At 58.2% G+C, this 24,380-nt stretch carries 27 protein-coding genes; 5 read left to right on the top strand and 22 right to left on the bottom strand.

What is annotated here, in order from left to right; all coding sequences use genetic code 11:
• Positions 1–121: 121 nt before the first annotated feature.
• Both N645_RS0109705 and N645_RS0109700 read right to left on the bottom strand, forming a co-directional pair.
• Positions 122–2,614, bottom strand: coding sequence for a YbcC family protein (locus N645_RS0109705; protein ID WP_024461316.1), 2,493 nt, complete (start codon positions 2,612–2,614; stop codon positions 122–124).
• Positions 2,611–4,185, bottom strand: a complete 1,575-nt coding sequence (locus N645_RS0109700) for an NADH-quinone oxidoreductase subunit L (RefSeq protein WP_024461315.1) — start codon at positions 4,183–4,185, stop codon at positions 2,611–2,613. The genes N645_RS0109705 and N645_RS0109700 overlap by 4 nt, the downstream gene beginning before the upstream one ends.
• 136 nt (positions 4,186–4,321) lie before the next feature.
• Between N645_RS0109700 and N645_RS0109695 the strand changes: the two genes are divergently transcribed.
• Positions 4,322–5,221, top strand: coding sequence for a LysR family transcriptional regulator (locus N645_RS0109695; RefSeq protein WP_024461314.1), 900 nt, complete (start codon positions 4,322–4,324; stop codon positions 5,219–5,221).
• A gap of 59 nt (positions 5,222–5,280) precedes the next feature.
• The gene (waaA, locus tag N645_RS0109690) at positions 5,281–6,549 is read left to right on the top strand and encodes a lipid IV(A) 3-deoxy-D-manno-octulosonic acid transferase (RefSeq protein WP_024461313.1); all 1,269 of its coding nucleotides are present in this window, start codon (positions 5,281–5,283) and stop codon (positions 6,547–6,549) included.
• 5 nt (positions 6,550–6,554) lie between these two features.
• Here waaA and N645_RS0109685 read toward each other — a convergent pair whose 3' ends face one another.
• From N645_RS0109685 to N645_RS17475, 4 genes are all read right to left on the bottom strand, one after another.
• Positions 6,555–7,184, bottom strand: coding sequence for a flavin prenyltransferase UbiX (locus tag N645_RS0109685; RefSeq protein WP_024461312.1), 630 nt, complete (start codon positions 7,182–7,184; stop codon positions 6,555–6,557).
• Between the two features lie 125 nt (positions 7,185–7,309).
• The gene (gene mpl, locus N645_RS0109680) at positions 7,310–8,671 is read right to left on the bottom strand and encodes a UDP-N-acetylmuramate:L-alanyl-gamma-D-glutamyl-meso-diaminopimelate ligase (protein ID WP_024461311.1); all 1,362 of its coding nucleotides are present in this window, start codon (positions 8,669–8,671) and stop codon (positions 7,310–7,312) included.
• An 87-nt stretch (positions 8,672–8,758) separates the two neighbouring features.
• On the bottom strand, positions 8,759–9,325 hold the full coding sequence (gene msrA, locus N645_RS0109675) for a peptide-methionine (S)-S-oxide reductase MsrA (protein ID WP_024461310.1): 567 nt from the start codon (positions 9,323–9,325) through the stop codon (positions 8,759–8,761).
• A 53-nt stretch (positions 9,326–9,378) separates the two neighbouring features.
• Positions 9,379–9,891: a hypothetical protein gene (locus tag N645_RS17475; protein WP_024461309.1), complete on the bottom strand. Its 513-nt coding sequence runs from the start codon at positions 9,889–9,891 to the stop codon at positions 9,379–9,381.
• A gap of 245 nt (positions 9,892–10,136) precedes the next feature.
• On the opposite strand from N645_RS17475, the gene N645_RS18445 reads away from it, so the two are divergent.
• Both N645_RS18445 and N645_RS0109665 read left to right on the top strand, forming a co-directional pair.
• A complete protein-coding gene (locus N645_RS18445) occupies positions 10,137–10,262 on the top strand; it encodes a hypothetical protein (protein ID WP_255327670.1) in 126 nt (41 codons plus the stop codon).
• Between the two features lie 14 nt (positions 10,263–10,276).
• Positions 10,277–12,025 (top strand): endo-1,4-beta-xylanase, encoded by a 1,749-nt coding sequence (locus N645_RS0109665; protein ID WP_238559230.1) that lies wholly within the window; start codon positions 10,277–10,279, stop codon positions 12,023–12,025.
• Between the two features lie 5 nt (positions 12,026–12,030).
• Here N645_RS0109665 and N645_RS0109660 read toward each other — a convergent pair whose 3' ends face one another.
• The 3 genes from N645_RS0109660 to N645_RS16890 form a co-directional block, all read right to left on the bottom strand.
• Complete coding sequence (locus tag N645_RS0109660) at positions 12,031–12,279, bottom strand: hypothetical protein (protein ID WP_152521670.1); 249 nt, start codon at positions 12,277–12,279, stop codon at positions 12,031–12,033.
• Between the two features lie 145 nt (positions 12,280–12,424).
• On the bottom strand, positions 12,425–13,042 hold the full coding sequence (locus tag N645_RS0109655; protein ID WP_024461306.1) for a LysE family translocator: 618 nt from the start codon (positions 13,040–13,042) through the stop codon (positions 12,425–12,427).
• Positions 13,039–14,553: an alkaline phosphatase D family protein gene (locus tag N645_RS16890; protein WP_024461305.1), complete on the bottom strand. Its 1,515-nt coding sequence runs from the start codon at positions 14,551–14,553 to the stop codon at positions 13,039–13,041. The genes N645_RS0109655 and N645_RS16890 overlap by 4 nt, the downstream gene beginning before the upstream one ends.
• A 684-nt stretch (positions 14,554–15,237) precedes the next feature.
• Between N645_RS16890 and N645_RS0109645 the strand changes: the two genes are divergently transcribed.
• Positions 15,238–15,843 (top strand): isoprenylcysteine carboxylmethyltransferase family protein, encoded by a 606-nt coding sequence (locus N645_RS0109645; RefSeq protein ID WP_024461304.1) that lies wholly within the window; start codon positions 15,238–15,240, stop codon positions 15,841–15,843.
• A 14-nt stretch (positions 15,844–15,857) separates the two neighbouring features.
• Here N645_RS0109645 and N645_RS0109640 read toward each other — a convergent pair whose 3' ends face one another.
• The 13 genes from N645_RS0109640 to N645_RS0109595 all read right to left on the bottom strand — a co-directional run bounded on the left by N645_RS0109640 (position 15,858) and on the right by N645_RS0109595 (position 24,322).
• Positions 15,858–16,100: a hypothetical protein gene (locus tag N645_RS0109640; RefSeq protein ID WP_024461303.1), complete on the bottom strand. Its 243-nt coding sequence runs from the start codon at positions 16,098–16,100 to the stop codon at positions 15,858–15,860.
• A 125-nt stretch (positions 16,101–16,225) separates the two neighbouring features.
• Complete coding sequence (locus tag N645_RS0109635; protein WP_024461302.1) at positions 16,226–16,714, bottom strand: DUF1993 family protein; 489 nt, start codon at positions 16,712–16,714, stop codon at positions 16,226–16,228.
• Between the two features lie 118 nt (positions 16,715–16,832).
• A complete protein-coding gene (locus N645_RS0109630; protein ID WP_024461301.1) occupies positions 16,833–17,339 on the bottom strand; it encodes a GNAT family N-acetyltransferase in 507 nt (168 codons plus the stop codon).
• A 71-nt stretch (positions 17,340–17,410) separates the two neighbouring features.
• Positions 17,411–17,785 (bottom strand): hypothetical protein, encoded by a 375-nt coding sequence (locus tag N645_RS0109625; RefSeq protein WP_152521669.1) that lies wholly within the window; start codon positions 17,783–17,785, stop codon positions 17,411–17,413.
• Between the two features lie 174 nt (positions 17,786–17,959).
• On the bottom strand, positions 17,960–18,304 hold the full coding sequence (locus N645_RS0109620) for a DUF6176 family protein (RefSeq protein ID WP_024461299.1): 345 nt from the start codon (positions 18,302–18,304) through the stop codon (positions 17,960–17,962).
• Positions 18,294–18,620: a hypothetical protein gene (locus tag N645_RS17750; RefSeq protein ID WP_081666005.1), complete on the bottom strand. Its 327-nt coding sequence runs from the start codon at positions 18,618–18,620 to the stop codon at positions 18,294–18,296. The genes N645_RS0109620 and N645_RS17750 overlap by 11 nt, the downstream gene beginning before the upstream one ends.
• A 114-nt stretch (positions 18,621–18,734) precedes the next feature.
• Entirely contained in the window at positions 18,735–19,130 is a 396-nt protein-coding gene (locus tag N645_RS18000; protein WP_152521668.1) for a hypothetical protein, read from the bottom strand.
• A 106-nt stretch (positions 19,131–19,236) separates the two neighbouring features.
• Positions 19,237–19,830, bottom strand: a complete 594-nt coding sequence (locus N645_RS0109615; protein WP_024461298.1) for a hypothetical protein — start codon at positions 19,828–19,830, stop codon at positions 19,237–19,239.
• 46 nt (positions 19,831–19,876) lie between these two features.
• Positions 19,877–20,386: a hypothetical protein gene (locus N645_RS0109610; protein ID WP_024461297.1), complete on the bottom strand. Its 510-nt coding sequence runs from the start codon at positions 20,384–20,386 to the stop codon at positions 19,877–19,879.
• A 91-nt stretch (positions 20,387–20,477) separates the two neighbouring features.
• On the bottom strand, positions 20,478–20,780 hold the full coding sequence (locus N645_RS17995; RefSeq protein WP_152521667.1) for a hypothetical protein: 303 nt from the start codon (positions 20,778–20,780) through the stop codon (positions 20,478–20,480).
• Positions 20,773–21,171 carry a DUF6864 domain-containing function gene (locus N645_RS0109605; protein WP_024461296.1) on the bottom strand — a complete coding sequence of 133 codons (399 nt, stop codon included), beginning with the start codon at positions 21,169–21,171 and terminating at the stop codon, positions 20,773–20,775. Before N645_RS0109605 ends, N645_RS17995 begins: the two co-directional genes overlap by 8 nt.
• A gap of 227 nt (positions 21,172–21,398) precedes the next feature.
• Positions 21,399–23,114, bottom strand: a complete 1,716-nt coding sequence (locus N645_RS0109600; RefSeq protein WP_024461295.1) for a lysophospholipid acyltransferase family protein — start codon at positions 23,112–23,114, stop codon at positions 21,399–21,401.
• Between the two features lie 77 nt (positions 23,115–23,191).
• Positions 23,192–24,322 (bottom strand): hypothetical protein, encoded by a 1,131-nt coding sequence (locus tag N645_RS0109595; RefSeq protein ID WP_024461294.1) that lies wholly within the window; start codon positions 24,320–24,322, stop codon positions 23,192–23,194.
• Positions 24,323–24,380: the final 58 nt, after the last annotated feature.

Here is a 24,380-nt window from a genome sequence, read left to right as displayed (position 1 = left end):
CGCAAGCGGTTAGTCGGAGCGAGAGTGTAGCAGCCCCGGGCCTGCGGCGTCACGATTCACCGCCGGCTTTTTGGCTCGCATCGCCATTGAGGTGGCGCGCGCCCTCCTTGGCGCTCAGGGCTCAGTCCGTCGTGCGGGTCCAGCGGCCGTCGTGGTAGGCCTGCACCGTTCCGGTTTCATCGTCGAGGCTGAACAGGTATAGCCAGCCATTGTTGGTCAACGCCTGCAGGACCGGGTGCTTGGCGATGATGGCATCAATCGCCCCGGTCGGCGCGGCCAGGTAGGCGCTCAGGCGCAGGGGCTCGTGCCGCCACTGCTCGCCATCGTGCAGCGATTGCAGGGGTAGACCAATGCGCAGGTCGCCGCCGTTGCCTTCAAATACACCGATATGTCCGCCGACCACGTTGTGCAACACCTTGTTGCCGCTGCCGAATTTGCGATTGTCCGTGGTGGAACAGTTGTACTGCATGTTGATCCAGTGGGCCACCACCAGGGGGGCAGTCATTATCAGCTCCAGGCGGCTGAACTCCGGGTCGGTACGCCAGTTGTAATCGTGCAGAAAGCTCCGCCCCTGCAGATCGATCGGGGCGGTCACCGAGCGCGGCGCGGCGATAAACGCGGCGTTGTTGGCCAGGCCCCATTCCGGGCGGGTCTGGGACCAGTCGCTATTGCGCTGTGTCAGTTGTTGATCCAGGTCGGCCTGATCGGGGCTCAACCCCAGGGTGGCCGCGCGTTCGCGCTGCGCTCCGGCGCTGGCCCGGCGCAACCACTCGGCGGTCTCGGCGCTCAGCCAATCCTCGCCCTCGAGCAGCTCGATCCGGTCGGTCACCGTGTGGTGCAGGGCCGGCACGAAGCGGCAGTCGTCGGGCAGGGTGATGCCCGCCTCCGCCAGGGGCTTACGCAGTGCCGGATCGTTGAGCAGGCGGGCCAAGGCGCGTACCGAGACTTCCCCCGATTGACCGCCGCAGGCGCCGCACTCCAGGCCCGCGGCGTGCGGGTTGTTCTGGGTGTGGCTGCCGTGGCCCACCAGCAGCACCCGGGAGGCAAAACGCTCGGTCAGCCCCATGGCGGTCAGCACGTTGCGCAACAGGGTGACCTGGTCGGCCTGGGTCAAGGGCTCGCCAGAGTCACGCCAGTGCCAGCGCAGTGAGCTCAGCTCAAGGCGTTTGGGCACCTTGCCCGGCAACAGCGAGCGGCCCAGCAGCTTGCCGGCGTACAGCAGGCCTCCGGCTTCCACGGCGGTGAAGGTGGCCGCCGCGGTTTGCGACCACTCCTGAAAACGTGCGCTCCAGTTGAGCTGTCGCGCCCGGGCGTTGGCCTGCTCGGGGGTGCCCAGGCGCACTTCCACCTGAGGTGCCAGCAGTCCGGGCAGGTGCGGTTGGGCCAGCTCCGAGCCGGGGGTGACCACGCTCAGGGGCAGGCCAAAGAAACCGGCGAAGCCCAGCGTCTGGATGTCCGGGTGCTGCTGTTCCAGGGCCCGGCGCAGCGGCTCCGAGCGCACATCGATGCAGAAAACGGCCTGCAGCGAGGGGGTGTCCGCCACTGTGCGGGGCGCGTGCACCGCCTGGGTCAGCGACCGGTTGAGCGGTTGCTGATAGGCGAGTTCGGCCGCTCGCTGCCACACCCACAGGGGCCGCTGGGCCTGGCGGTGGCGCTCGAACAGTTCGGGTAGGCTGTCCAGCTCGCGCCGCCACAGCCAGCTCAGGTTCTGCGCCTGCTCCGGATGGCGACGGTGCAGGTAACGCCACAGGACCAGCTCCCAGGCCAGGCGAATGGCCAGCAGGCTGCGCATCTCCGTGGCCGGGGCGCTGTCGTTTTCGCCCAGCTCGCGCTGCCAATCCCGATAGGCCACCCAGGCGGCCCAGCCGTTGATGTCCAGCAGTAGCGCCTGGGCGTAGTCGCCAAGCTGCGTGGCGTTGACGCCGAGTTCGGCGGCCGCCGCCTGGAACAGGCCTTCATCGGTGGCGGGCAGGGTGTCGAAAAACCGTCCCAGACCGGGCTCCGCCATCAGAATGGCGATGCCCCGGTCCACGCGGGTAATGCGCAGCCACTGCTGATAAAGGGTCGGGTTGGATGAGCGCTCGCCCTGCGGATTCAGCCGCTCGGTGTTGAACGGGCCGTCCTCCTGGTAATGGGCGGCACAGAACTGGCTGATCTGGTGGATGATCTCGTCCCGCCAGGCCATCTTGTGCTGCCGGTCCCGGGCGGCGTCCACCAGATCACTGATGTTGTGCCAGTGGGGCAGTTCACTCAGTGTTTTCACCACTTTCAGCAGGTTCTGGTAGTTGCCGGGATAGTCCAGCTCGGCCGCCGCCCGGGTCAGGTGCTCCTCCTGGATGTCACCGTTCTGCCAGCGTTGCAGATAATGGCTGGGGGGCATCAGGGAGTGGATATAGGCCAGCGATGACAGGCGCGCGGCCACCTTGTCGATGGGCTGCTCGCGCATGGCCCACAGCGGGTTGACGGCAATCATGCGGTCCAGCGGCCAGTTGGGGGCGATGCTGGCGCAGGCGCGATCCAGCGCCTGCTCTTGCGCTGTGGTCAGCAGTTGGGCCTGCTCAGTCGTGTCGGGCTCCCCGGTCAGCGGGGCGGACGTCTTCTCGAACGCGGTCATAGCAAACCCTCCTCAGAGATGGGGTGTAGCTGCTTGGGGCGCGCCCGGGTCGGGAGCCGGTGCGGCCAGAGTTTGAGCGTGTTTTTGGTGACCCACTCGTCCAGATAGAAACCGGCGTAGAGCGCTACCGCCAGCCGCTGGACCGCGGGCCGGTGGGCGCCGTGGCGCAGCAGCGCGTAGGCCATGAATAGCGCAGCGAACAGGACGCTCATCCACAGGTCCGCCCACAGCGGGGTGGCCCGGGGGTAGTCGGGGAAAAACAGACCAAACAGGGTTTTCAGACCGAAGTAGACGATGGCCAGTACGCCCGCCAGAGCCGCAAAGCGCAGCAGTGAGCCGGCGCTGAGCCGGCTGTCGCGCTCGGCCACCAAGGTGGTCAGCGCCAAAGCGAGCAGTACCCAGGGGCTGAAGGTTTCCGGCCAGGCCAGGCCGAGGCCGTAGTGACCCGCAGACAGCAGTCCGGCCACCAGCAGAACACTGCACAGCCCGGCACCAAGCCACTGGCCGGTCGCTGGCGTGCGGGCCGGGGCCAGCCGCCGCTGCCGGTCCTGAACGACCGCTTCACCGGAGCTGAGGAAGGCGTAAGCCTTGTAGCAGGAGTGGGCCAGCAGGTGCAGCAGCGCCAGCTCCACCAGGCCCAGGGCGATCTCCACCAGCATCAGGCCCATCTGGGCGCTGGTGGACCAGGCCAGGCGGACCTTGATGCTGATGCGGGTCATCATCACCAAGGCGGCCAGCACACTGCTCAGGCCCGCCACCACCAGCAGCAGGGCCTGTGCCGGAGCGGACTGCAGCACCAGCGGGGCAAACATCAACAGCAGGTAACCACCGAGATTGATGACCCCGCCGTGCAGGGTGGCGGATACCGGGGTGGGGGCTTCCACCACCTGAATCAGCCAGCCGTGCAGCGGCAACTGGGCGCATTTGATCAGCGCGGCCATCGCCAGCAGGCTGGCCGCCAAGTGCTCGGTCAGGGTCAGGGATACCGGCTCGGCATAGGCGGCGACGATGGTGCTGATGTGCCCGGTACCGTGGTGCAGGTACAGCAGCGCAAAGGCGCTCAGAGCGCACAGCTCGGCGGCTCGGGCAAACAGGAATTTCTTGTGGGCCGCCAGCGCGGCGCGCGGCCGCTCGGGGTAGAACATCAGCAATTGGTGCATGGCCAGGCTGATGCCCAGCCAGGCAGCCAGAAACAGGAGTAAGTGGTCACTCAGCACCGCGACACTGACGGCGGCGAACACCGCCTGAACCAGAGCGGCGAAGCGGGTCTGGCGAGGCTCCCCCTGAAGATATTGGGCGCTGTAACGGACCACCACAAAGCCGATGAAGCTCACCAGCGTCAGCATCACCAGGTTGAGCGGGGCGGACTGCCAGAATCCGGCCTCAGCGCCCGGAACCAGCGCCCAGGCCAACAGGCCGATGGCCAGTAGCAGCGTGCCGGATGTAGAGACTTTGGCGAGGCGCCAGGCCGGGTCGGGGCTTGTCTGGCGGGCACTGAATGCCGCTCCCAGGGCCAGCAGTAGGGGAACGGCGCTCAGTAGCAGGGTGGGGAGGGCTTCACTCCAGTTCATGCATCGACTCCACAGTCATCATTTTTGAGTCCGTAAACGGTTGAAGCGGAGTATCCCTTTGGTGATAATTTAAGTAAAATAGATATAAATGTATTAAACGTTCTATAGAAAAGAACGATTAAGGGGCGCTCCACGCATGAGCCGGTTGAACTACCACCATCTTTACTATTTCTGGCGGGTGGCCAGTGAGGGCAAACTGACGCGGGTAGCCGAGCAGCAGCACGTTTCCCAGAGCGCCCTGTCGGCCCAGATCCGCCAGTTGGAAGAGCGCATGGGCAAGCCCCTGTTCGAGCGGCGCAACCGTAAGTTGGTGCTCACTGAGGCCGGGCGTCAGGTGTTCAATTACGCCGAGGTGATTTTCACCAAAGGTGAGGAGCTGGAGTCCCTGATCAGCCGGGGCATCGAGCCGGAGCAGCAGACGATTCGCATTGGCATGCTCTCGACCATGTCCCGTAATTTCATTGAGTCCTTCATCGAGCCCTTGCTGGCTCGCAATGAGCGCGATGTGAGTTTCAGTCTGCACGCCATGGGCATGACCAATCTGCTCAACGGCCTGGCCCGACACGAGCTGGATGTGGTGCTGACCAACACCCAGATACAGCCCTCCGGGGCACCGGCGGTGGCCTGGCAGAGCCAGCTTTTGGCGCGCCAGCCGTTGTCTATCATCGGTCCGGTTGAACTGGACCCGGAGGCTTCGTTTCCTCAGGGGTATCAAGGGTTGCGCTGGGTGCTGCCTGGGGCTAACCAAGAAATTCGCCGGGGGTTCGACGCCCTGTGTAGCCTGCATCAGTACCAGCCGGACATTCTCGCCGAAGTGGATGATATGGCCATGCTGCGCCTGTTAGCGCGGGATAGCGGGGCCGTTACCGTACTGCCCGAGGTAGTGGTGAAAGACGAGCTGCAGCAGGGCCGCCTGCGCCGCTACGAGCGCCTCCCCAATCTGTTCGAGAACTTCTTCGCCATCACCCTGCCCCGGGAGTTTATGCCCAGCCTGGTGTCCGAACTCCTGTCCCGGTCGCTGAAAGACCTGGCTTAGCCTGGGCTTGGGCGCAGTGGTATCCTGTGCGTCCGCCCCACGAAAGGATGACGCTGCGCATGCGCTGGTTGTACACACTGCTGCTCTATCTGCTCACGCCCCTGTTGCTGCTGCGGCTGCGCCTGCTCGCCCGGCGCAACCCGGCCTGGGGGCAGCGCTGGGGGGAGCGGTTTGGCCGGGTCCCGCCTCAGGAGACCGGCCGTACCCTGGTGTGGCTGCACACCGCCTCGGTGGGTGAAGTGTTGGCGGCCGCGCCGGTGGCCCGCGCGCTGCTGCAGGAGCCCGGTCTGCAACTGCTGATGACCACCACCACGCCCACCGGTGCCGACCGGGTCGCGGCCCTGTTTGGCGATCAGGTTCAACACGTTTATGCGCCCTTTGATCTGCCGGGCAGCGTGCGCCGGTTTCTGGACCGGGTGCAGCCCCGTCTGTATCTGATGATGGAAACCGAACTCTGGCCGAATACCCTGGCCGCCTGCCGGGCGCGGGAAATTCCCGGTGTGCTGATCAACGGTCGGCTCTCGGAAAAGTCCGCCCGGGGCTATCAGCGCTTTGCGGGCCTGACCCGACCCATGCTTCAGGGCCTGACCGAGGCCGGCATCCAGAACCGGGCGGACGCCGAGCGCTTTCAGGACCTGGGGCTGCGCCCGGATGCCACCCACATCACTGGCAGTATCAAGTTTGACCTGACCCTGGATGACAGCGTCCGGGAACGCGCAGCGGCGCTGCGAACCCAGTGGCAAGGCAACCCGGCGCGTCCCATCTGGATCGCCGCCAGCACTCACGACGGCGAGGACGGCCCCCTACTGGAGGCGTTTGCCCAAGTGCGCGCGCAAACCACCAGCAACCCACTGCTGGTGTTGGTGCCCCGTCACCCCGAGCGCTTTGACTCGGTGGCCGAATTGAGCAACGAGCGCGGTTTCGTCACCGCCCGGCGCAGTACCGGAGAGGCCCCGGGAGCGGATGTTCAGGTACTGGTGGGCGATGTCATGGGCGAACTGCTGACCCTGTATGGCGCCAGCGACATCGCCTTTGTGGGCGGCTCACTGATCGACAACGGCGGCCACAACCTGATCGAACCCGCTGCCTGGGGCCTGCCGATTCTGAGTGGCCCCAGCCTGTACAACTTTGCGGAAGTGTCGGACCTGCTGAAAGAAGCGGGCGCCTTACAGGTCGTTGAAAACGCGAAGGATCTGGCGGGGCAGGTGATCAGCCTGATCGAAACCGAGGAGCTGCGCACGGTGCGGGGCCAGGCGGCCAGAGAAGTGGCGGAAGCCAACCGGGGGGCGTTGGAAAAAACTCTGACGTTGATCCGGCGGTATTTGTAGGGGGGCTAATCCTCCCCCCAACGCGGCATCAAATCCTGTTCAATTCCCAACTGATCCAACACCCGCGCCACAATAAAATCCACCAACTCCTCAATCCGGGTCGGCTGCATATAAAACCCCGGGCTGGCCGGCACCACCACCGCGCCCATCCGGGTCAACTTCAACATATTCTCCAGATGCACCTCGGAATAGGGCGCCTCCCGCGGAACCAGAATCAACTGCCGCCGCTCCTTCAACGCCACATCCGCCGCCCGCTCAACCAGATTGTTGCTTGCACCATGCGCAATCGCTGACAACGACCCGCCACTGGCCGGACAGATCACCATCGAACTGGGCGAACTCGACCCCGAAGCCACTGGCGAAAACCAATCTTCCCGGGAAAACAACTGCAACTGCTCATCCTCAGCGCCAAACATCTGACTGAGCAGCAACTGCTGCTCCTCCAGGTCACTGGGCAGCTCGACATTGGTCTCCGTGCGAATCACTACCTCTGCCGCACTCGACAACAGCAGATACACCCGACAGTCCGCCGCCAGCAGACACTGCAACAACCGCAGACCATATTGCGCCCCGGAAGCGCCGGTCATGGCCAGGGTGACGGTACGTTGGTAGTCCATAGTGGGTCCCCGTTTCATTGATCGTTACGGCGGATGCGGGCTTCGCCCTTATCCGCCCTACGCGAGTTTATACCGCTGCGCTCGGCCGTAGGGCGGATAAGGGCGAAGCCCGCATCCGCCGTTACCGGACTTTCCGCTAAAAATTACAACGCATGCCGATTCAACTGACCCACCAACTTCTGATGAATCCCATCAAACCCGCCATTACTCATAATCACAATATGACTGCCGCTCTCCGCCAACGACAGCGCCCCGTGAATCAACTCATCGATAGTGTGCTCCAGCTGCGCGGGTACCGAACTGTGATTCACCAGCTCATCGAGATCCCAATCACTGTGGCTGGGCTGATACCACAATACCGCATCGGCATCACTGAAACAGTTTTTCAGCGCCTCCCGGTGCACACCCAGACGCATGGTATTCGAGCGCGGCTCAATCAGCGCGATGATCTTCTCATCCCCCACCTTGGCCCGCAGCCCGGCCAGAGTGGTTTTGATCGCCGTCGGGTGATGGGCAAAATCGTCGTACACCCGAATACCGTGCACGTCCGCCAGGCACTCCATCCGGCGCTTGACCCCTTTGAACGCCGCCAGCGCCTGAGCGCCAATTTCAGGCGTTACGCCCACATGCCGGGCCGCGATCAACGCCGCCAGGCCGTTCATCACATTGTGCTCGCCGGTATGGTCCCAGTTCACCGTCGCAATGGCGGCGCTCTCGTGCCACACCTCAAACGCGCTGCCGTCGGCGGCGGTCAGTTTCACCTGCCAGTCACCCTCGGCGCCCAGGGTTTCGCGGGGCGTCCAGCAGCCCTGATCCAACGTCTGTTCAATGGCCTCGACCCCGGCGGGACTGACAATCAGCCCTGTGCCCGGTACCGTGCGCACCAGGTGATGAAACTGGCGTTGAATCGCCGCCAGGTCCGGGAAAATGTCGGCGTGGTCGTACTCCAGGTTATTGATGATCAGCGTGCGGGGGCGGTAGTGAACGAACTTGGAGCGCTTGTCGAAAAAGGCGCTGTCGTACTCGTCCGCTTCCACCACAAAAAACGGTGTCTCGCCCAAGCGCGCGGACTGGGGGAAATTCTGGGTCACCCCGCCAATCAGAAAACCCGGCGCCATATGGGCGTATTCCAGAATCCAGGCCAGCATACTGGCAGTGGTGGTTTTGCCGTGGGTGCCCGAGACCGCCAGCACCCACTTGCCTGGCAGCACTTGTTCGCGAAGCCATTCCGGGCCGGAGGTATAGGGCAGGCCCTTATCCAGCACCGCCTCCACCTCCGGGTTGCCCCGGCTCAGGGCGTTGCCGATCACCACCAGATCCGGCGCGGGCTCAAGGTGCTCGGGGCTGTAGCCTTCCAGCAGCTTAATACCGGCCGCTTCCAACTGGGTGCTCATGGGCGGGTAGACGTTGGCGTCACTGCCAGTGACGGTGTGCCCCAGCTCGCGTGCCAGCAGCGCCAGGCTGCCCATGAAGGTGCCGCAAATCCCGAGAATGTGAATGTGCATAAGTGCGTCGCTTGTCCGGTTCAAAAGCGACAGTTTACGCGTTCGGCCTGTCCGGGAGTAGGCTTGTTGGGCCAGCCCGCTGCGAATCTATTTCCACAGTGCATCCAGCCGTGCGTCCCGGCCGCAGCGGTAGCGGTAGTATTTATAACGCACGGGGTTTTTCTGGTAGTAATTCTGGTGGTAGCCCTCCGCTTTATAGAACGCCGTGGCCTCGGTGATTTCGGTGACCACTGGCTTTTCAAAGCGCGCCTCCACCTCGGCTTTGGTCGATCGGGCCAGGGCTTCCTGCTCATCGTTCAGGTAAAAGATCCCGGCCCGGTAGGAGTCACCCCGGTCGCAGAACTGACCACCGGCATCCAGAGGATCAATATTGCGCCAGAAAATCTCCAGCAGCGCCTGATAGTCCACCTTGGCCGGGTCGTACACGACCTTGACCGCCTCGGTATGCCCGGTGCCCCCAGCCACCACCTGCTCGTAGCTGGGGTTGGCGACCGTGCCACCGACATAACCGGAAATGGTTTCCTTCACGCCCTCGACCTCATCGTAGGGTGGCTCCATACACCAGAAGCAGCCGCCGGCAAAAATCGCCTCGGCCATGTCGTCGGCCCAGAGGGGCGGGCTGATCAGAGCTACGAACAGTAAAAGTAAGCGCATGGGGCCTCCTGTCTATGTGTGGGTTTAATGCTATGACTGCTGATACCGCCCGATTACGCCCCGGGATGATCAGTCGTTTTATCCCGGCGTTGGTGGTAGTCCTGCCACGACAGCTCCCGGCCCGGGAAGGCTGGGGTCTTGAGCCCCCAGTCTGTCGCCAGCCATTGTTTGAGCCAGGCCATGAAGGGAGCCTCAAGGTGCTTGTGGGAGCTCCTGAACCAGAAGTCGACGTGCGTATCGTAAGGGTGCACCAGCGGAGGTTGAATATAAACGCAGCCGATGCACAGGCTTTGGTCCGGGCTCAGAATGGTGTAGGCGTAAGCTTCACCCTGCTCGAACTCCCGGTAATGACGCTGAAGGTCCTCAAGGTTCCGGGCCTTGCTGTACTCCGCCTTCGGCCACTCATGGCCCGGACCAAAAATCCCCTGCAGCTCCTCTACGCTGGACTGCCAGGCGTCGTAGTCCAGGTCGTTGTGTTGGGGCGCCAGGGGCTCCAGGGTGAACAGCGGCTCGTGAACAGCGACGGGCGCTTCAAAATGCCGGGTGAAGACTGAGGTGCGGGTCATTCAGTGCTCTCTTTCAGGATGGCGTTCGGGGTAATGTCCATTCCTTGATAGTGATGGGCTATAACGGGTGTACGTTCAGATGGCGCCGGAGGATGTATTGTGATCACGCCGTAGACGGGGTAGCATAAAGTCATATAAACAATAACGAATAACTTTTGGAGTTTCCCGCATGTATCGCGCCCTGCTCATATTTTTGATGATTTTCGGTTTTACCGTCCAACTGACCGCCTGCGGTGGAGGCTCCGGTGGCGGCTCGACGCCATCTACCGAAAATCCAGAACCGCAGCCCGAGCCGGAACCAGAGCCTGAACCCGAACCAGAGCCTGAGCCTGAGCCTGAGCCTGAGCCTGACCCTGACGGTGACCCCCTAGACCAGGGTGAGTTGGTGATCACCGCATCGCCCGCCACCGACTACAGCTTCTGGGAAGGCGACAACGACGGTGAGCCGGTCGGCCGGGCGGAAACCGTGGCCGCAGACCACTCCGATTTCACCCAGGCGGTGCGCATTCACGCCGAGAATCCCCCGGGCGCGTTTTTCAATGGTCAGTTGCAGTACCCCATTCTCCGGGCCACGGCCGAAGGCGATGTGATGCTGATTCGCCTCTATATGCGTTCAGTCAGTACCACCGATGAAACCGGCGCGACCTTCGCCACCGCCTTCCTGGAAGGTCCGGGACCGGACTACACCAAATACGCCGAACGGGAAATCACCAGTACTGGAGACTGGCAGGCCTATGACATTCCGCTGGAAATGTCCGGGGCCGAGGCCGCCAACGACCTGATCCTGAAGATCGGTTTTGGTGGTGGTGACCGCCCCCAGAGCTTCGACATTGGCGGCGTGGAAGTGCTGCATTTCGGGCAGAGCCTGGCGGTGGACGACCTGCCCCGAACCGAGCTGAGTTACGGCGGCCGGGAGGCGGATGCCGACTGGCGCGATGAAGCCGCCGCCCGCATTGATGAGCACCGCAAAGGGGATTTCACCGTGCGGGTACTGGACGGTGAAGGTCAACCGGTCGAGGGTGCCGAGGTGGCGGTTGAGATGACCCGCCATGCCTATCACTTTGGCTCGGTGACCGTCGGCCACATCCTCATGGGCGAGGGCGACGATAACGACCTCTACCGGGAAAAGGTGCTGGAACTGTTCAATCAGAGCGGCCCGGAGAATGACCTGAAATGGGCGCCCTGGGCGGGCGAGTGGGGTGAGGACTTCAGTCAGCAGACCACCAAAGATGCCCTTCAGTGGCTTAAGGATCACGACTTTTACACCCGAGGCCACGTCATGGTCTGGCCGTCCAAGCGCAACCTGCCGGAGCTGATTCAGGAGTACCTGCCGGAAGGCGAACCGGAAAACGCCGACCCGGAAGCAAAGCAGATCGTCCTCGATCATATCGACGATATCGCCAGTGCCACGGCGGATGTGTTGGATGAGTGGGATGTGCTCAACGAACCCTATGACAACCACTACCTGATGGACGCCTTTGGCGACGAGGTGATGGTCGACTGGTTCGAGCGGGCGCGCCTGAACCTGGCCCACCACAAGCTCTACATCAACGATTACTCCATTTTGTCCGGCGGTGGACGCGACGCCGCGCATCAGGACCACTACCAGCAGACCATCCAGTATCTGGTTGACCAGAACGCACCCATTGATGGCATTGGCATGCAGGGTCATTTTGGCCCATCACCTACGGCCATTCCCCGAGTACTGGAAATTCTGGACCGCTTTCACGAGGCTTTTCCCGGGCTGACCATCCGGGTGACCGAGTTCGATATCAACACCACGGATGAAGCGCTGCAAGCGGACTACACCCGGGATTTCCTCACCGCCGTGTTCAGTCATCCGGCCACCGTCGGGGTGCAGAAGTGGGGCTTCTGGGCGGGTGCCCATTGGACGCCGGATGGTGCCATGTACACCGAAGACTGGCGGGAAAAACCCAACGCCGTTGCCTGGAAAGACGCCATTTTCAATGATTGGTGGAACGACTTTACCGGCACCACCAATGGCGATGGGGAGTTCAGCGAGCGCGGTTTCTATGGAACGTATCAGGTAACGATCAATGGCCAGCCTGTTGAGCAGGCCATTGAGCTGTTACCCGGTGAAACCGCCGAGTTCGAATTCACCCTGGGAGAATAACCGGCTCAGTCCGCTTCGCAGCGGCAACCGGCACTGGCCGAGCACACTTTCTTCTGCCCGTCAGGGCAGAGGGGCTCGGCGGGGTCGCGATAGGATGGAGCGGGTTCAAGCGTGTTGCCTTTGTCTTCAAACTGCTCACCAATGGCCCGAAACGCCGCCATGTCGGCTTTCTGTGCTTTGCGCTCGACGGTTTCCCGGCCTGGGCAATCGATATGAGATTTGTCACAGTGGCGGTCCAGGTATTGGTCCGTCACAAGTTGCGCGCATCCGGTCAAACCAGACAACAGGATTACGAACAAAAGTCCCGCTTGGTACTTCATGTCACCGCTCCGTTTTGGTGAATCAATGATCCGCGAACCCGCCATTGCGGAAACACGCTGTCAGTGTAGCAGAGCGCACTCAGGCTCCGATGATCAGATACAGACCAATGACGCCAAGCAATGTTCCGCCGATTCGCTGCGCCGGGCGCTCGAAGCGCTGAATCAGTGTCGCCTGCGTAATCCGGTGGGCGCCGTAGGCATACGCCAGCTTGGTGCCGCCCACCGCCACAATGGTAATGGCCATCACCACGCCCAGCCCTTGAACGGTCATCCGGGACAAATCGACAAACGCCGGAAACAGGCTGGCGTAAAACACGATGGCCTTTACATCCGCGAGTGTGATCAGCAGTCCCGTCAGCGTATCGCGCCACAGGCGTTTCGGCGTAGCGGTCACCGGGCTGTTCGCGGATTGCGGCGCGGCACGCCAGCAACACCAGCCCAGATAGATCAGATAGCCGCCGCACGCGAGTCGCACCCAGAAGTAGGCACCACTCAATGCCTCCGCCAAGGCACCCATGCCCAGTAATGCCAGGCACACAAACAGCAGGTCTCCCAGCACAATGCCCGCCGTGACGGCGGCGCCTGCCGCAAGCCCCGAGGCGGCCGACCGGGTTAATACCAGTGCCACGCTGGTACTGGGTAGGGCGGCCAGCGTCACCAGAGTGACAAATAACAGCAACGCGCCGGTCGGGGTCATTGCTCGGGGTGGGCCTCGGTTTCGAAGCGGCCCTCCTCCCGGTACTCAAAGACGGTGTCGTTGTGGTCTGCGCCAAGTTGGCTGATAAGGACGGGTTTCCCGTCCGACGAAATATGAAGGTCGCCAATGCCTGCATTATTCCATAGCCGCTCCCCCAGATCCCGACCCCGTGGCAATCGAGGGCTTACCCGCATTCGCCGGCGCTTGGTGAACCAGTTCAGCGGGGACAGGGGGCTGTACAACCAACGGTTGAGGCGGTCCAGCCATTCGAGCAATCCATGGGGAAACTCGTTCTTGATGCCGCTGCTGGTTATTTGCCAAATGTGAGGGCCATTCTGCTTGTGTCGTAAGCGAACATCGTAGGCAAATGAGTAGTGCACATCGCCAGAGACAATCATGAAATGTTTGGGCGTTCGCGAATGCCCAAAAATATTGAGCAGTACATTGGCCGCCCCACGATGAGCCATCCAGTTTTCCGCGTCGACCAGCAGTGGTTTGCCAAACCAGGTGAATACCTGTTGAATCATCTCGATCAGTTTAACGCCGAATATGGGGGCCGGTGACACAACCAGCACGGACTCCTCTCCCATGACCGACTGCTGAAAGTCGGTAAGTGACTCCCAGTCCATCAGGCCAGAGGGATGTCCCGGTCTGATCTCGCTACGCCACCGATGCGTTCTTGTATCCAAGACAATGATCTTGGGCTTCGTGTCCAGCGTGAAGTGCCAATGACCAAACGCCAACAACCGATCAATCAGCGCATTCTGCTGCTCTTTGTCCAGGGTATGAGTTTGTGGGCTGGATTCGAACAGCTCCTGGCAAGTGGGCATGAGCTCGGAAACATGCTCGGGTCGGTTTCCCCAGCCCTGGCAGAGCAGATATCCCAGTAAAGCGTTGCCAATAATCCGCCGGGAAAACGGGTGCTCATAGGCGGTCTGCTCCCATAATGCTGACAGATTCCAGTCATCGGTTACATCATGGTCATCAAAAATCATATAGACGGGGATGTTGGCCAGCGCACGTGCCGCCTGAGGCAGTGTTTCCCGAAATGCCTCAATGTTCACCTTCTCGTCACGGTAGCGGGACAGCTCGGGTTCACGACTCACCGGCTCAATCGATGAAACCAGTGCCCAAGGTGCGGGAGACCAAACCAGCAAATACATTGCGAATACTTCCGCGAACGAAATCAGGTGATTGCCCGCGTGTGCTGTGGTGAATACGGGTTTGCGGACACCACCGAAAAACCGTTCGGCCAGACTCTCGTTGGATTGAGTGCTGGGCAGCAATTTTTCCCGATGGTAGTAACCATGTGCTAGCGACCCCAACTCGGCGCTGGAGTCGACAGAGGCGCCTTCCAATTGCTCCTCATACAGGCCCAGTCGTTGAATAACGCAATGTATGGCGTGCAGCATGGGGCCGGCAACGTCATCGACGTAGACCTGATCGCCGGTCAGCATCAGAAGCGCGGGAGGGCTTCCTTCCTCCCTTGCTTTCTGTAACTCGTGATCCACTCGAGCAAGGCCATCCCGGGCCTTGTGGTGAGGGCGACGGCAAGAGCCGTGAAGCACTCGTGTGGCTCGCGAACAGAGCATGAACCCGGGGGTCAAGTCGCCCCTGTAACACAAGTGGGGCGCCCAGTCCGCTATCCACCTGGGCTCCTCTGCCGGGTCGCTCGAAAGGCCCACATCGTAAGACAATCGCGTGTCGGTCGGTAACGGTGTATCCAAGGGCAGCTCTATCAAGTAGAGCCAGGCGTGCTGACCGACGCGCAGTACTTGCTGCTCAGAGGGGTGTACCTCTCGATCAAGATACTGACCTTCTGAATCGGAGAGGCGGACCCTGAGGCACAGTTGCCGACGTGCGACCAGCCAGAGCGTCAGGCGGTCGGTAGTGCAATGGCGTAGCACGGGCCCCGCCAGCACCTCAGGGATACTTCGGTGATCATTATTTGGCAGGCTGCCCATTAAACGATACTCCAATCCACCCAATCGATAGTGACAGTTTACTGACAAGTCTGGACAGATACAGTATGTCAGGGTTCCTGTGACTATGCATTGAGTCTGCCCTTCGCGGTTGAAGCGTCAACACGGGTTTCCAGAGAATTGTAAAGATTGCGCTATCAACCAGATTTGACTGGCCACAGCCCTGGGCAGTTCGTTAGTATCGGGGCGCTAGAGAGATAATAGGAACACTCCATGTACGATATCGATCAGCTCTCCAGACACTTCCTAGGGCTGTATTTCCTCTTTATAGGGGTGCACTACACCAGCACCAGTGTCGGCCTGTGGAAGCGTACCGGCATCAGCCACATTCGCTACGGCAACCGGGGCTCCGCCACCTGGTGGTACCGGCAGACGTTCAACCTGTTCCGTGCCGCCATACTGGGGGTGTGCCTGGCTCGCATCGTCTGGCCCATCGACCCGTGGCTCGGCGTCTTCCCCGCACTCTATCAGGCGCCGGTGCTACTGACCGGCATGGCAATGCTGCTGGTGTCCTACAGCATCGTCAGTTATGTCCACGCCTATATGCGCAATGACTGGCGCTCCGGCATCGACCCGGACAAGCGTCAGCCGCTCCTGACTCGGGGCCCCTATGGGCTTACCCGTAACCCCTTGTTCATCGGCATCATCCTTGGCCAGTTGGGATTGTTTCTGACGTTCCCCAGCGTGTTTACCCTGCTTTGTCTGTTGGTGGGCGCCGTCGTGATCGTACTGCAGGCGCGCTGCGAAGAAGTCGCATTGAGCCGGGCCTACGGAGTCGAATACCAGGATTATCGCCTGTTAGTACGACGGTGGTTGTAAGGACCCCGAGCGGGCTAGCACACCGATATGACCACCCGCTCATTGTCCTGATGGTCTTCAAATTCAATCAAGCGGCCAGAAACGTCGGGGCTGTCTGCTGCCTCAATAATGTCAGAGAGCGAAACATCATTGCTCTCAAGGGAAGATAGATATTTTCGCGGAAAGAGCTTTGCCGCCACGCGCAGTACCGGTACGGGAATCTTTATCGTGGCGTCCCTTTCTTCGCCTTCAAATACTTCAATTTTTATGCTTTTCATAGGTAACATCCTGTATCAATTAGGAATGGTCGGAATCAAGAACCCAAGCCTCAAGTGTTACTAACCAGCGCCTCCCATTGACGATCCTCAAGAGGCATTACGGCATGCGTCCCAGTATGCAGAGTTTACACAAAGCTGAAGCCGGTTGGATATGAGTGAATACCGTCGTAATCTCCCTTGCTCAGCTTGACACCATTTGCCCGGGCTATTGCATAGACCATACTCGCGTGGAACAGAAAGTTTGGAATAATATAATGGTATATGAACTCGGGCTCCGGCAGATCTACTTCAGAGAAGCCGGCTTTATCCCTCAAGTGTCTGGTAGCGTTGAGCTGTTGAGCTTCTGGAAGACCGTTCAGGTAATTTGCCGTTTCCGCTATCTGGGCTTGAACAGCCGCTTTGCCTGATTCCTCCTTGGTGAAGGAGGCGACTTTCCTGTTTATCAGCGGACAATACCCTCGAAGTATAAAGTTGGCCGCGATTTTGGCGTTCGTCTCCAGATTGAACATGTCGTCGGCGAGTGACGATGCGAACGTTTCCGGTGGGATCTTGGCAACTACTGTCTCCATCTGGGACAGGTAGTGTTGAAACACCTTCTTAATACTATGGTTCATTGGGGTTCCTGGTGTGAATGTTCTTCCATTTTTAAAGTGATGGCCTATTATTCGTCAAAGTGGTGCAGTATTGCTTCGAACGCAGCGATTCATAATGTGGACCGCTACCTCCTGGAATTTAGAGCGCTTTGGAATAATGCAGTTCATGCAATGTGCTTCCAGTCAATCGGGATGACGACCTTTCGTGGCCGGACTCGATAAAGCCAAGCTTCTTATAAGTCTCTTGGGCTCGCGTGTTGCCCTTGATGCACCACAACTCAATGCTATTGAACCCTGACCGGGAAGAAAAAGCGATTGCCCGCTCAACAAGGCTGGTTCCGATGCCCCTTCTCCAGTACTCGGGTAGAACATTCAAGGCCCAGAGCTCTATTGTTTTTGGGGGCGCTTCATAGCGAGGTTTTCCGATAATGGAAAACGCCACCACCTGTCCGCACTCTTCTGCTACGGATAGGGTAAAGTGAGAATTTTGGTTGACAAGCCGTGTTCTCAGCTCGGACAGGTTTCTGGTGGCGTCCATCGCTTTGAGAAATTCCTTTGGCATAAACGGCTGGTAGGCCGCTCTCCATGCAGCGACCGTTACTTGGCCAATTGCTTCCGCGTCCGTTGGTTCTGCTTCTCGTAACATGTGATATTGCTCTAGAGAATAAGCCACCGGCTGGTTGAAAGGGGGGCAGCCACGAAGTGGCGATGCTGCCTTTACTGTTTGATACTTTTCGCTTCTATGGTTCCGCTTGATCTTACACCGCTAAGATTCAATTGGTTTGAAATAAATTGAATGTCATAGTTCAAGCTTATGTCTAGTTGGCTTCCAGGCTGATGATCTACCCATGCAAAGCTGATGTAGTATCTTCCATCGTTGGCTTGGTTCGCCTTTATTGGGATGTTGGGAAGTATGCCGTACACATCTTCGGATTTCGGCAAAAAATAGATGCCAATGTCGGAAAGCGCTATATCAGTTATCAGATCAAGATCGTCTATACCTTGTTCGGTGTACAAGACTTCAAAGATTGCTATCCCGGCATCACCGCACGGTGCATCTGGACCGCCACGAGAAACCTCAACTAAATTCACGCTAATATGATCAAAGAAGTGCCTAGAGTCACCTCTGGTTGGATTAGGCCAATACCGCTCGCCCTGTGTCGTGGGCTGGCAAGCCCAAGAGCTTATGGAAATCAGTAATAGTGAAAATCCTATAATTGTCCGCATGCTATTCCTCTAGTTCTAAACTCGCCGTGATTGTCCTGATTAGGCGAAGTTGGACTCATTTTTCAATCTTGATAGGTCAAACATTAGCTCTGCTCTGATGCCACCAATCCAAGTATCCTTCTTAAACTGCTGATGGTATGCATCGACCTGGGACAATGAGTGCTTTACAACTTCATGGGCATATTCCATTGATTTGGCGCGCATATAGCCAACTAAATAGTCTTTAGATTCAATCGTGAGGAGGAAAAAGCTTTCAATAGTGACCCCTTCATTTTCCAGGGTCGAAAGGGCCTCCTCCCGGTTGTCCAGTATGAATTTAGCCCACTCTTTAACACGGCCAATGCTATCTGGTTTTAGCTCCACTATGACACAACTAACATCCATAATCAGTTCCTTCGTGATGCCCAAGGACAGGGCATTTTTTACATTTTAAGCGTGGCGAAGAAAAATATGTTCCATTGCCTTTGCTGGTTAGCTGTGGTGCACTCTTAAAATCCTGAATCATTTTTTCTACTTTTGAAGCCACCTTGACTGATGAGTTTCCCGGTGTTGCCTGCTCATGAAAAAGACCATCAATGTATTCATTAACTTCACGTTCGCTCAACGAGCCTGGAATGATGACCCCTTGGGCCTTCCTCTTCATGCCTTCGCTCCCACAATATAAAGCCAGCCACTCACCATCACGACGAACAACCTTCATTTCTTGCTTTCCAAAAAATGTCTAGCTTCATTTCAGCTTAAAGGTAGACGCCGTACACATGGGCGCGAGTTTCCGAGTGTCCCGCCGCCTGCGGCGGTGAAATGCTGCGTTTTGTTACGCATTGCCACGGACTGAAACGCTTATTGAGTGTAATAAGCTCAGTCCTTTTGCCATAGCAGCCAGAGTGAGGGCACTTAAGATCCCAGACACCACAATCGAACAAGGAAATATATATGCATCAAAAGGAATTCCGTACCCGGTTGGCCAAAACGAAATCGAAACAATTAATGCAAGAACGAGCACCGAGACAGAAGATACGTATAAGAGAGTTACTATTCCTGGGCTCACGCTCTTGTCGCCCGCCACCTCTTTTTCACTGACGTACCACTTTCCATCTATTTCCTTCCCTTCTACCTTTCCACTTTTTACATCTTCAACCGCAACATCAACAGGAATTCTCTTAATGTTTGCATAAGAATCTATCGTTATGTATTCACCTGAATCGCTCATTTTTCCTCCTGCTCTAGATTGTTGCGTAACGCCCCCAAGCAGGGGAACATTTTCCGTTTTGAGCGCAGCGAAGCAAAATATTTCCCGCTGCCTTGGATTGTTAGGCTCAACTAGCTGGATTGATATTGCCTTCAATTAATCCATTCGGATCAACTGAGCACCTAACGTTAAAGCTCTGTTCTTCATTCAGTTTGTTTTTAGCACTAAAGGTAGAGAAAACACTGCTTCTCCCATTTCCATGCTCTTTTACGGAAAGGCCTAAGATTCGAGAGAATTCAGTAGTTTCAGGTAGTACAGAGTTTTCCTTCACGTACTCTTCACATAGCTCAATGGCCTTATTCCTTTCGATATGCGGTTTCGGTGAAAGGTCTGCGCTCTCTTGTACATCCGATTTGGAAAAGAATACATTGAACGTCTCCGCACCTCGCGCACATGTTACATAGAATACCGGGTCGGACTTTGACCCTTTGCTAGAAGAAATGTAAGCAGATGAAGGATCAAGAGATTGGCATCTTGAGTTGTTTTGATAAACCTGGTTCACGCCCTTCACAATTATCTCTTTGTAGGGCTCAGTTTTGTCATCCCAGTAGAACTGATCGTCGGCGAAATCAGTCTTTTCCTTGGTTTGATTTGATTCCGGATCTTCGGCACATCCGTAGGTAAATATTGTGAGCCCAAGTAACATTATAAAATGCTTCATTACTTCTCCTAAGATCTGTGGGTGCTCCGCTAGCCTAACAGTATTATTAGAAAACGGTAGCTTCAACCCTTTTCCTAAGCTCCCGAATAAAGAAGTTTCCACGCTTCCACTGTTTCTCAAGTTCTTCTTCAGAATACTCTTCTTCCAGCACTTTGAGGCCAGCTTTTCGCTTCGATGTGGTTTTCATCCTTTTTGCACCGGGCTTTCCGATACCATCAGGAGAATGCATCCAAATCGAGTGAGCTAAATCGTTTCTGAGCTTTTCAAATTCATCAAGCTTCGCCAATGCGTACCTAAATTCCTTGAATCTCTCAGAAGAAGAATCGTTAAACTTGAGCATTGAAGATGAAACTAATGCCACGAGTTGGCGATAAGAGAGCTCTGCGGTCAGAATTTGCACTCTTTCAAAGTCTAATTTTAAAAGGAGTGCTATGCAGATCTGCAACTCATACTCGATAACGGCCTGTTGCATCATTATGGAAGCATACAGTTCCAAGAATCTCGGTGAGATTGCTGAATTTATCGCATGCGTAGACCAATCTGGCTCTTCAATCATTACGATTTCCTAAACGCCCCAAGTAGGGGAATATTTTGTGTTTTGAGCGCATCGAAGCAAAATATTTCCCGCTGCCTTGGATTGTTAGAGATTACTTCGTTTTGCCGAATATGTAACCAAGAGAAAGAGTTATAACGGGAACGAAGATAGACCAAACACTTTTTATTGAATCAACAGGATTTCCGTTGCCGCTATAGGCAATGTAGCCGAAAACGATCGAAGAAAACAAAACCCCTGAAAGAAAACTCCAGGCAATTGTTTTGTAAACAATGGAATTCTGAGCGTTTTCTCCTGATCCAATTATTCTCGATATTTGTCCTTGAGAAGGCTCCAACTTATCTTTAGATGTTTTATCTCCCGTTGCTTTCGGGGCAAATAGCGCGTCATTACTCACTGACTTTATCCCCGAGCATAAATGTGTAGTGAACCAACTTGCTATCTGTAGGAGAGAGAGTATAAACCATGAATCCAAGGAACAACTCTCTATCCATTAGCGTCCCAAGCTTCACAGGTGTTTTCAGTCCGGTCCCAATAGAGTTGTTAAAATTGTAGATGTCTAGAACTAGAGTTTCAGAACCAGAGCTTCGATACTCAATTTTTTGATCCGAACCGTTCGTAATAAATTTGAAAACAAACTTGAACTGTGCAATCTGTACTTCAAGATTGTCAGACGAGAAGGTATTTACTGACCCCGATGCAATAACATCCTTTCCAGATGTTTTTACTTTTACGGGCGGAATAGCACTACCGCCCGTAATATTAATCGTTGAGTTGCCTTCATTCATTCTAATCGAACTCCGTGGTTAAACTACTCGATCTCTAACAACATTATTAGACGGAAAATTTCCGTATTTAAACCCGGAAATTTTCCGCCTTTCACATTTGGTTGCTTTTATAACATGTCCGGAAAGCCCCGTCACTCAACGCTTAGAACGCATCGCTATAACGAGGCTAGCACAAAATACGGAAACTTTCCGTGTGTGGGGAGTTAGGTGGAAAGGGCGTTCTCGGATCAATCAGTGCTCAGGTACCGCTTCCGCTTGTTCGCTTTCATCTTGCTCAGGTCAGCGAGGAACAGCCCATCCAGGCATTCCCCGAAATCCGAATCGACACTGAAGGCGAGCAGGTGGTAGCCGCCCTCCTCGAACAGGGCGGGGTAGTGCTTGAACAGCACTGGTAGGGGATGCCCGGCGGTTTTGAAGCTGGTGTTCAGGTGCTCGTAGGCGGCGTCGCGGTCCATGGGGACGAACAGGCGGTTGAGGGCCATGCGGCTTTGCGGGTCGATCAGGTGCGGGTGGCGGGCGCTGGCGAGGGCGGCGGGCATGGCGTAGTAGCGCTGGTGGTAGGCCACCAGGGCGTCGCGCAGCGGTTTGGGGTAGTCGGCGCTCAGGCTGACCGGTCCGATCAGGTAGCGGATGTTCGGGTGATGGCGCAGGTAGGCGCCCAGGCCCTGCCAGAGGTAGTCCAGGCTGGCTTTGCCCCAGTAGTCCGGATTGACGAAGCTGCGGCCCAGTTCCAGTGCCTGTTCCAGGTAGGGTCTCAGTGCCGGCCGCAGATGGAACAGCTCGGCGGTATAGAGCCCTTCCAGTCCGGCTTTCGCGATCAACTTGCCGGTAACGCCGATGCGATAGGCGCCGGCGATGGCCAGGCGGTTCGGGTCCCAGAGGACGAGGTGTTGATAGCTCTGGTCGTGGCGGTCCAGGTCGCGGCGCCGGCCGGTGCCTTCGCCCACTTTGCGAAAGGCAATTTCCCTAAGGCGGCCCAGTTCACGCATGACCGTGGGGTGTTGGTCCCACTGGCAGAGCACAATGGTCTGTCCGTCCCGGGTGTGGCCGAGCTTTTCGGCGCGGGCCAGTTCCTGTTGCAGTTGCAGCGGGTGCTCCGGGTGGGCGATGGTTTTTTCGGTGACGAACAGGGTTTTCTTGCCCCGGCCAAGTTTGTACAGGTGTTTTTTGAGGCGTTGAATCAGCGGTTTGTCCGCGAGGTTTTTGGCTTCCAGAGCGCGGGCGGGAATGGGCTCGCCCACCCGGAAGCGAATTTCCGCGGAGCGTTTGTTGAACATTTCATGGGCCAGTAGCGCGGTGGCCAGAGGTTTGAACACGGCGGAGGCGCTGTAAAACAGCCAGGAATTTTTTGCCTGAATGTGGACCGGCAGCAGGGGCGCGCCGCTCTTGCGGGCGAAGTGCAGAAACCCGGAGCGCCAGGCGCCGTCGCGTATGCCGGTGGGGCGTGCGCGGGAGACCTCTCCGGCGGGAAAGATGATCACCGCCTGGTCCTGTTCCAGGGCCTGGCGAATGCGCTTGTAGCTCTGGCGATAGGCCCCGCCGGTCATATTGTCCAGCGGCAGCAGCAATTCGCGCAGTGGTTCAAAGGCGCTGAGCAGGTCGTTGGCGACGATTTTGACATCGGGGCGTACCCGGCTGACCAGATGAATCAGGGCCAGTCCGTCCAGCGAGCCGATGGGGTGGTTGGCGATGATCACCACTCGCCCCTGGGCGGGGATATTGTTCTGCTCGCGCTGGGGCACGCTGTAGGTAAAGTTGAAGTAATCGAAGATCCGCTCTATGAAGTCCAGGCCCCGGGCGCCCCGGTGCTCCTCCAGAAACTGGTTGATGGTGCGCTCGTGAACCAGTTTGCGCAGCAGGCCCAGGGTGGGTTTGCGCAACATGGGGGCGCTGCGGGCGAAGCGCGGGAATTTGTGGTTGAGGGATTCTTCGATATTGAGCATGAACGGCTGACCTCGGTGGACTCTTCCGCCGAGGCTAGGGCCGAACTGTGACGCTCCGGTGACGGAGCGATGAAGGATTAATGACCGTCCGGGTCGGCGCCTATCAGTCGCTGTAGCTGCGCCTGCTGCTTGTCGAGCAATTGCCGGTAGGGTGCCTTGACCCCGATCAGTACACCAGTGTCTGCATCCAGCTCAAGGTGCTGGTGCAACTCGTCGTCAATCAGTTCCGGCGCGATCTCAATGCCGCTGGCGCCGGGCGTTGCGGCGCTCTGCTGATCCTGGAACGCGGCGGTCAGGTCGCGGTGGGGCAGCGGGTGAATGCGCGCGGCGAGTTTCAGTTTCGGGCCCGGGTTCAGATGGGACAGCTCCCCCAGCAACTGGGCGCTACACAGAGCGCGGAACGCGCAGTCGCTGTCGCTTTCGCCGAAGAAATCGATCAGCAGGGTATCGCCCGACAGGGCGACCTGCTTGCCGCTGTACAGCGACAGGATGTTGCGCAGTTGTTGCTCGAACTGGCTCAGTTGCTGAGCGAAACTCTCCTCGTTCAGTTGCCGACTGAGGAGCTCCATATTCAGCAGTCTCAGTCGCAGGCGCAATTGGGCCGGCGGCGGGGTATCGGCCTTGTCGCCATCGTCATCGGCCGATTCGTCCGACGGGACCTGGGGGCTTTGCACATCGGGCGTTGACGGGCCCTGAACGATCACGGGTGGTCGGCGCAGCGCGGGCAGCCAGGGCAGGGCGGCAGCCGCCAGGACCAGCAGGCTCCACAGGAGCAGAAACTGTCGGTCGGCCCCGCTCAGGGCCGGTGGAATCATGGCCACCTGGAGGTGCCCGGCGATATTGTCGGCCAGGGCGATGGTGGCGGTGTAGCGGCGGAACTGACCGGGCTCGGCCTCACCGGGCGGGAAGCCGCTCTGTACCAGCAGGCGGTTTTCCACATCGTGGATGGTGGCCCCGATCACCTGCGGGTGGCGGGTCAGCTCCTGAAGGACCACCTGCAGGCTGATCATGTCCTGGCTCAGGGTGGCGTCCACGGCGCGCTGGGCGGTACTGCGGGCCAGGGTCTGGCCAAAGCTGTCCAGTTGCTGACTCTGGGTGTGCAGGCTGGCTCGGGTGTGTAACCCGGCGGCCAACAGGCCGAGCAGCACAATCAGGGCGGTGCCGGCAATCGGTTGCCAGTGGGGCTTGAGTCGAGCGTAGAGGGCCATGCAGATCCTTGAGTGTGGGTACCCGTCGGGGCGCCCGTTTCAAAGTGGCCTATTTTAC

The organism is Marinimicrobium sp. LS-A18 (assembly GCF_000463525.1).
Lineage (GTDB): Bacteria > Pseudomonadota > Gammaproteobacteria > Pseudomonadales > Cellvibrionaceae > Marinimicrobium > Marinimicrobium koreense.
Note: the sequence above shows the minus strand (reverse complement) of the source record. Positions and strands in the feature narration are given on the sequence as shown.

What these genes read in the sequence shown, in the direction of transcription:
- N645_RS0109705 (WP_024461316.1), bottom strand. Translation starts at nt 2,614, where the DNA reads ATGACCGCGTTCGAGAAGACGTCCGCCCCGCTGACCGGGGAGCCCGAC.
- N645_RS0109700 (WP_024461315.1), bottom strand. Translation starts at nt 4,185, where the DNA reads ATGAACTGGAGTGAAGCCCTCCCCACCCTGCTACTGAGCGCCGTTCCC.
- N645_RS0109695 (WP_024461314.1), top strand. Translation starts at nt 4,322, where the DNA reads ATGAGCCGGTTGAACTACCACCATCTTTACTATTTCTGGCGGGTGGCC.
- waaA (WP_024461313.1), top strand. Translation starts at nt 5,281, where the DNA reads ATGCGCTGGTTGTACACACTGCTGCTCTATCTGCTCACGCCCCTGTTG.
- N645_RS0109685 (WP_024461312.1), bottom strand. Translation starts at nt 7,184, where the DNA reads ATGAAACGGGGACCCACTATGGACTACCAACGTACCGTCACCCTGGCC.
- mpl (WP_024461311.1), bottom strand. Translation starts at nt 8,671, where the DNA reads ATGCACATTCACATTCTCGGGATTTGCGGCACCTTCATGGGCAGCCTG.
- msrA (WP_024461310.1), bottom strand. Translation starts at nt 9,325, where the DNA reads ATGCGCTTACTTTTACTGTTCGTAGCTCTGATCAGCCCGCCCCTCTGG.
- N645_RS17475 (WP_024461309.1), bottom strand. Translation starts at nt 9,891, where the DNA reads ATGACCCGCACCTCAGTCTTCACCCGGCATTTTGAAGCGCCCGTCGCT.
- N645_RS0109655 (WP_024461306.1), bottom strand. Translation starts at nt 13,042, where the DNA reads ATGACCCCGACCGGCGCGTTGCTGTTATTTGTCACTCTGGTGACGCTG.
- N645_RS0109645 (WP_024461304.1), top strand. Translation starts at nt 15,238, where the DNA reads ATGTACGATATCGATCAGCTCTCCAGACACTTCCTAGGGCTGTATTTC.
- N645_RS0109640 (WP_024461303.1), bottom strand. Translation starts at nt 16,100, where the DNA reads ATGAAAAGCATAAAAATTGAAGTATTTGAAGGCGAAGAAAGGGACGCC.
- N645_RS0109635 (WP_024461302.1), bottom strand. Translation starts at nt 16,714, where the DNA reads ATGAACCATAGTATTAAGAAGGTGTTTCAACACTACCTGTCCCAGATG.
- N645_RS0109630 (WP_024461301.1), bottom strand. Translation starts at nt 17,339, where the DNA reads ATGTTACGAGAAGCAGAACCAACGGACGCGGAAGCAATTGGCCAAGTA.
- N645_RS0109620 (WP_024461299.1), bottom strand. Translation starts at nt 18,304, where the DNA reads ATGGATGTTAGTTGTGTCATAGTGGAGCTAAAACCAGATAGCATTGGC.
- N645_RS17750 (WP_081666005.1), bottom strand. Translation starts at nt 18,620, where the DNA reads ATGAAGGTTGTTCGTCGTGATGGTGAGTGGCTGGCTTTATATTGTGGG.
- N645_RS18000 (WP_152521668.1), bottom strand. Translation starts at nt 19,130, where the DNA reads ATGAGCGATTCAGGTGAATACATAACGATAGATTCTTATGCAAACATT.
- N645_RS0109615 (WP_024461298.1), bottom strand. Translation starts at nt 19,830, where the DNA reads ATGAAGCATTTTATAATGTTACTTGGGCTCACAATATTTACCTACGGA.
- N645_RS0109610 (WP_024461297.1), bottom strand. Translation starts at nt 20,386, where the DNA reads ATGATTGAAGAGCCAGATTGGTCTACGCATGCGATAAATTCAGCAATC.
- N645_RS0109605 (WP_024461296.1), bottom strand. Translation starts at nt 21,171, where the DNA reads ATGAATGAAGGCAACTCAACGATTAATATTACGGGCGGTAGTGCTATT.
- N645_RS0109600 (WP_024461295.1), bottom strand. Translation starts at nt 23,114, where the DNA reads ATGCTCAATATCGAAGAATCCCTCAACCACAAATTCCCGCGCTTCGCC.
- N645_RS0109595 (WP_024461294.1), bottom strand. Translation starts at nt 24,322, where the DNA reads ATGGCCCTCTACGCTCGACTCAAGCCCCACTGGCAACCGATTGCCGGC.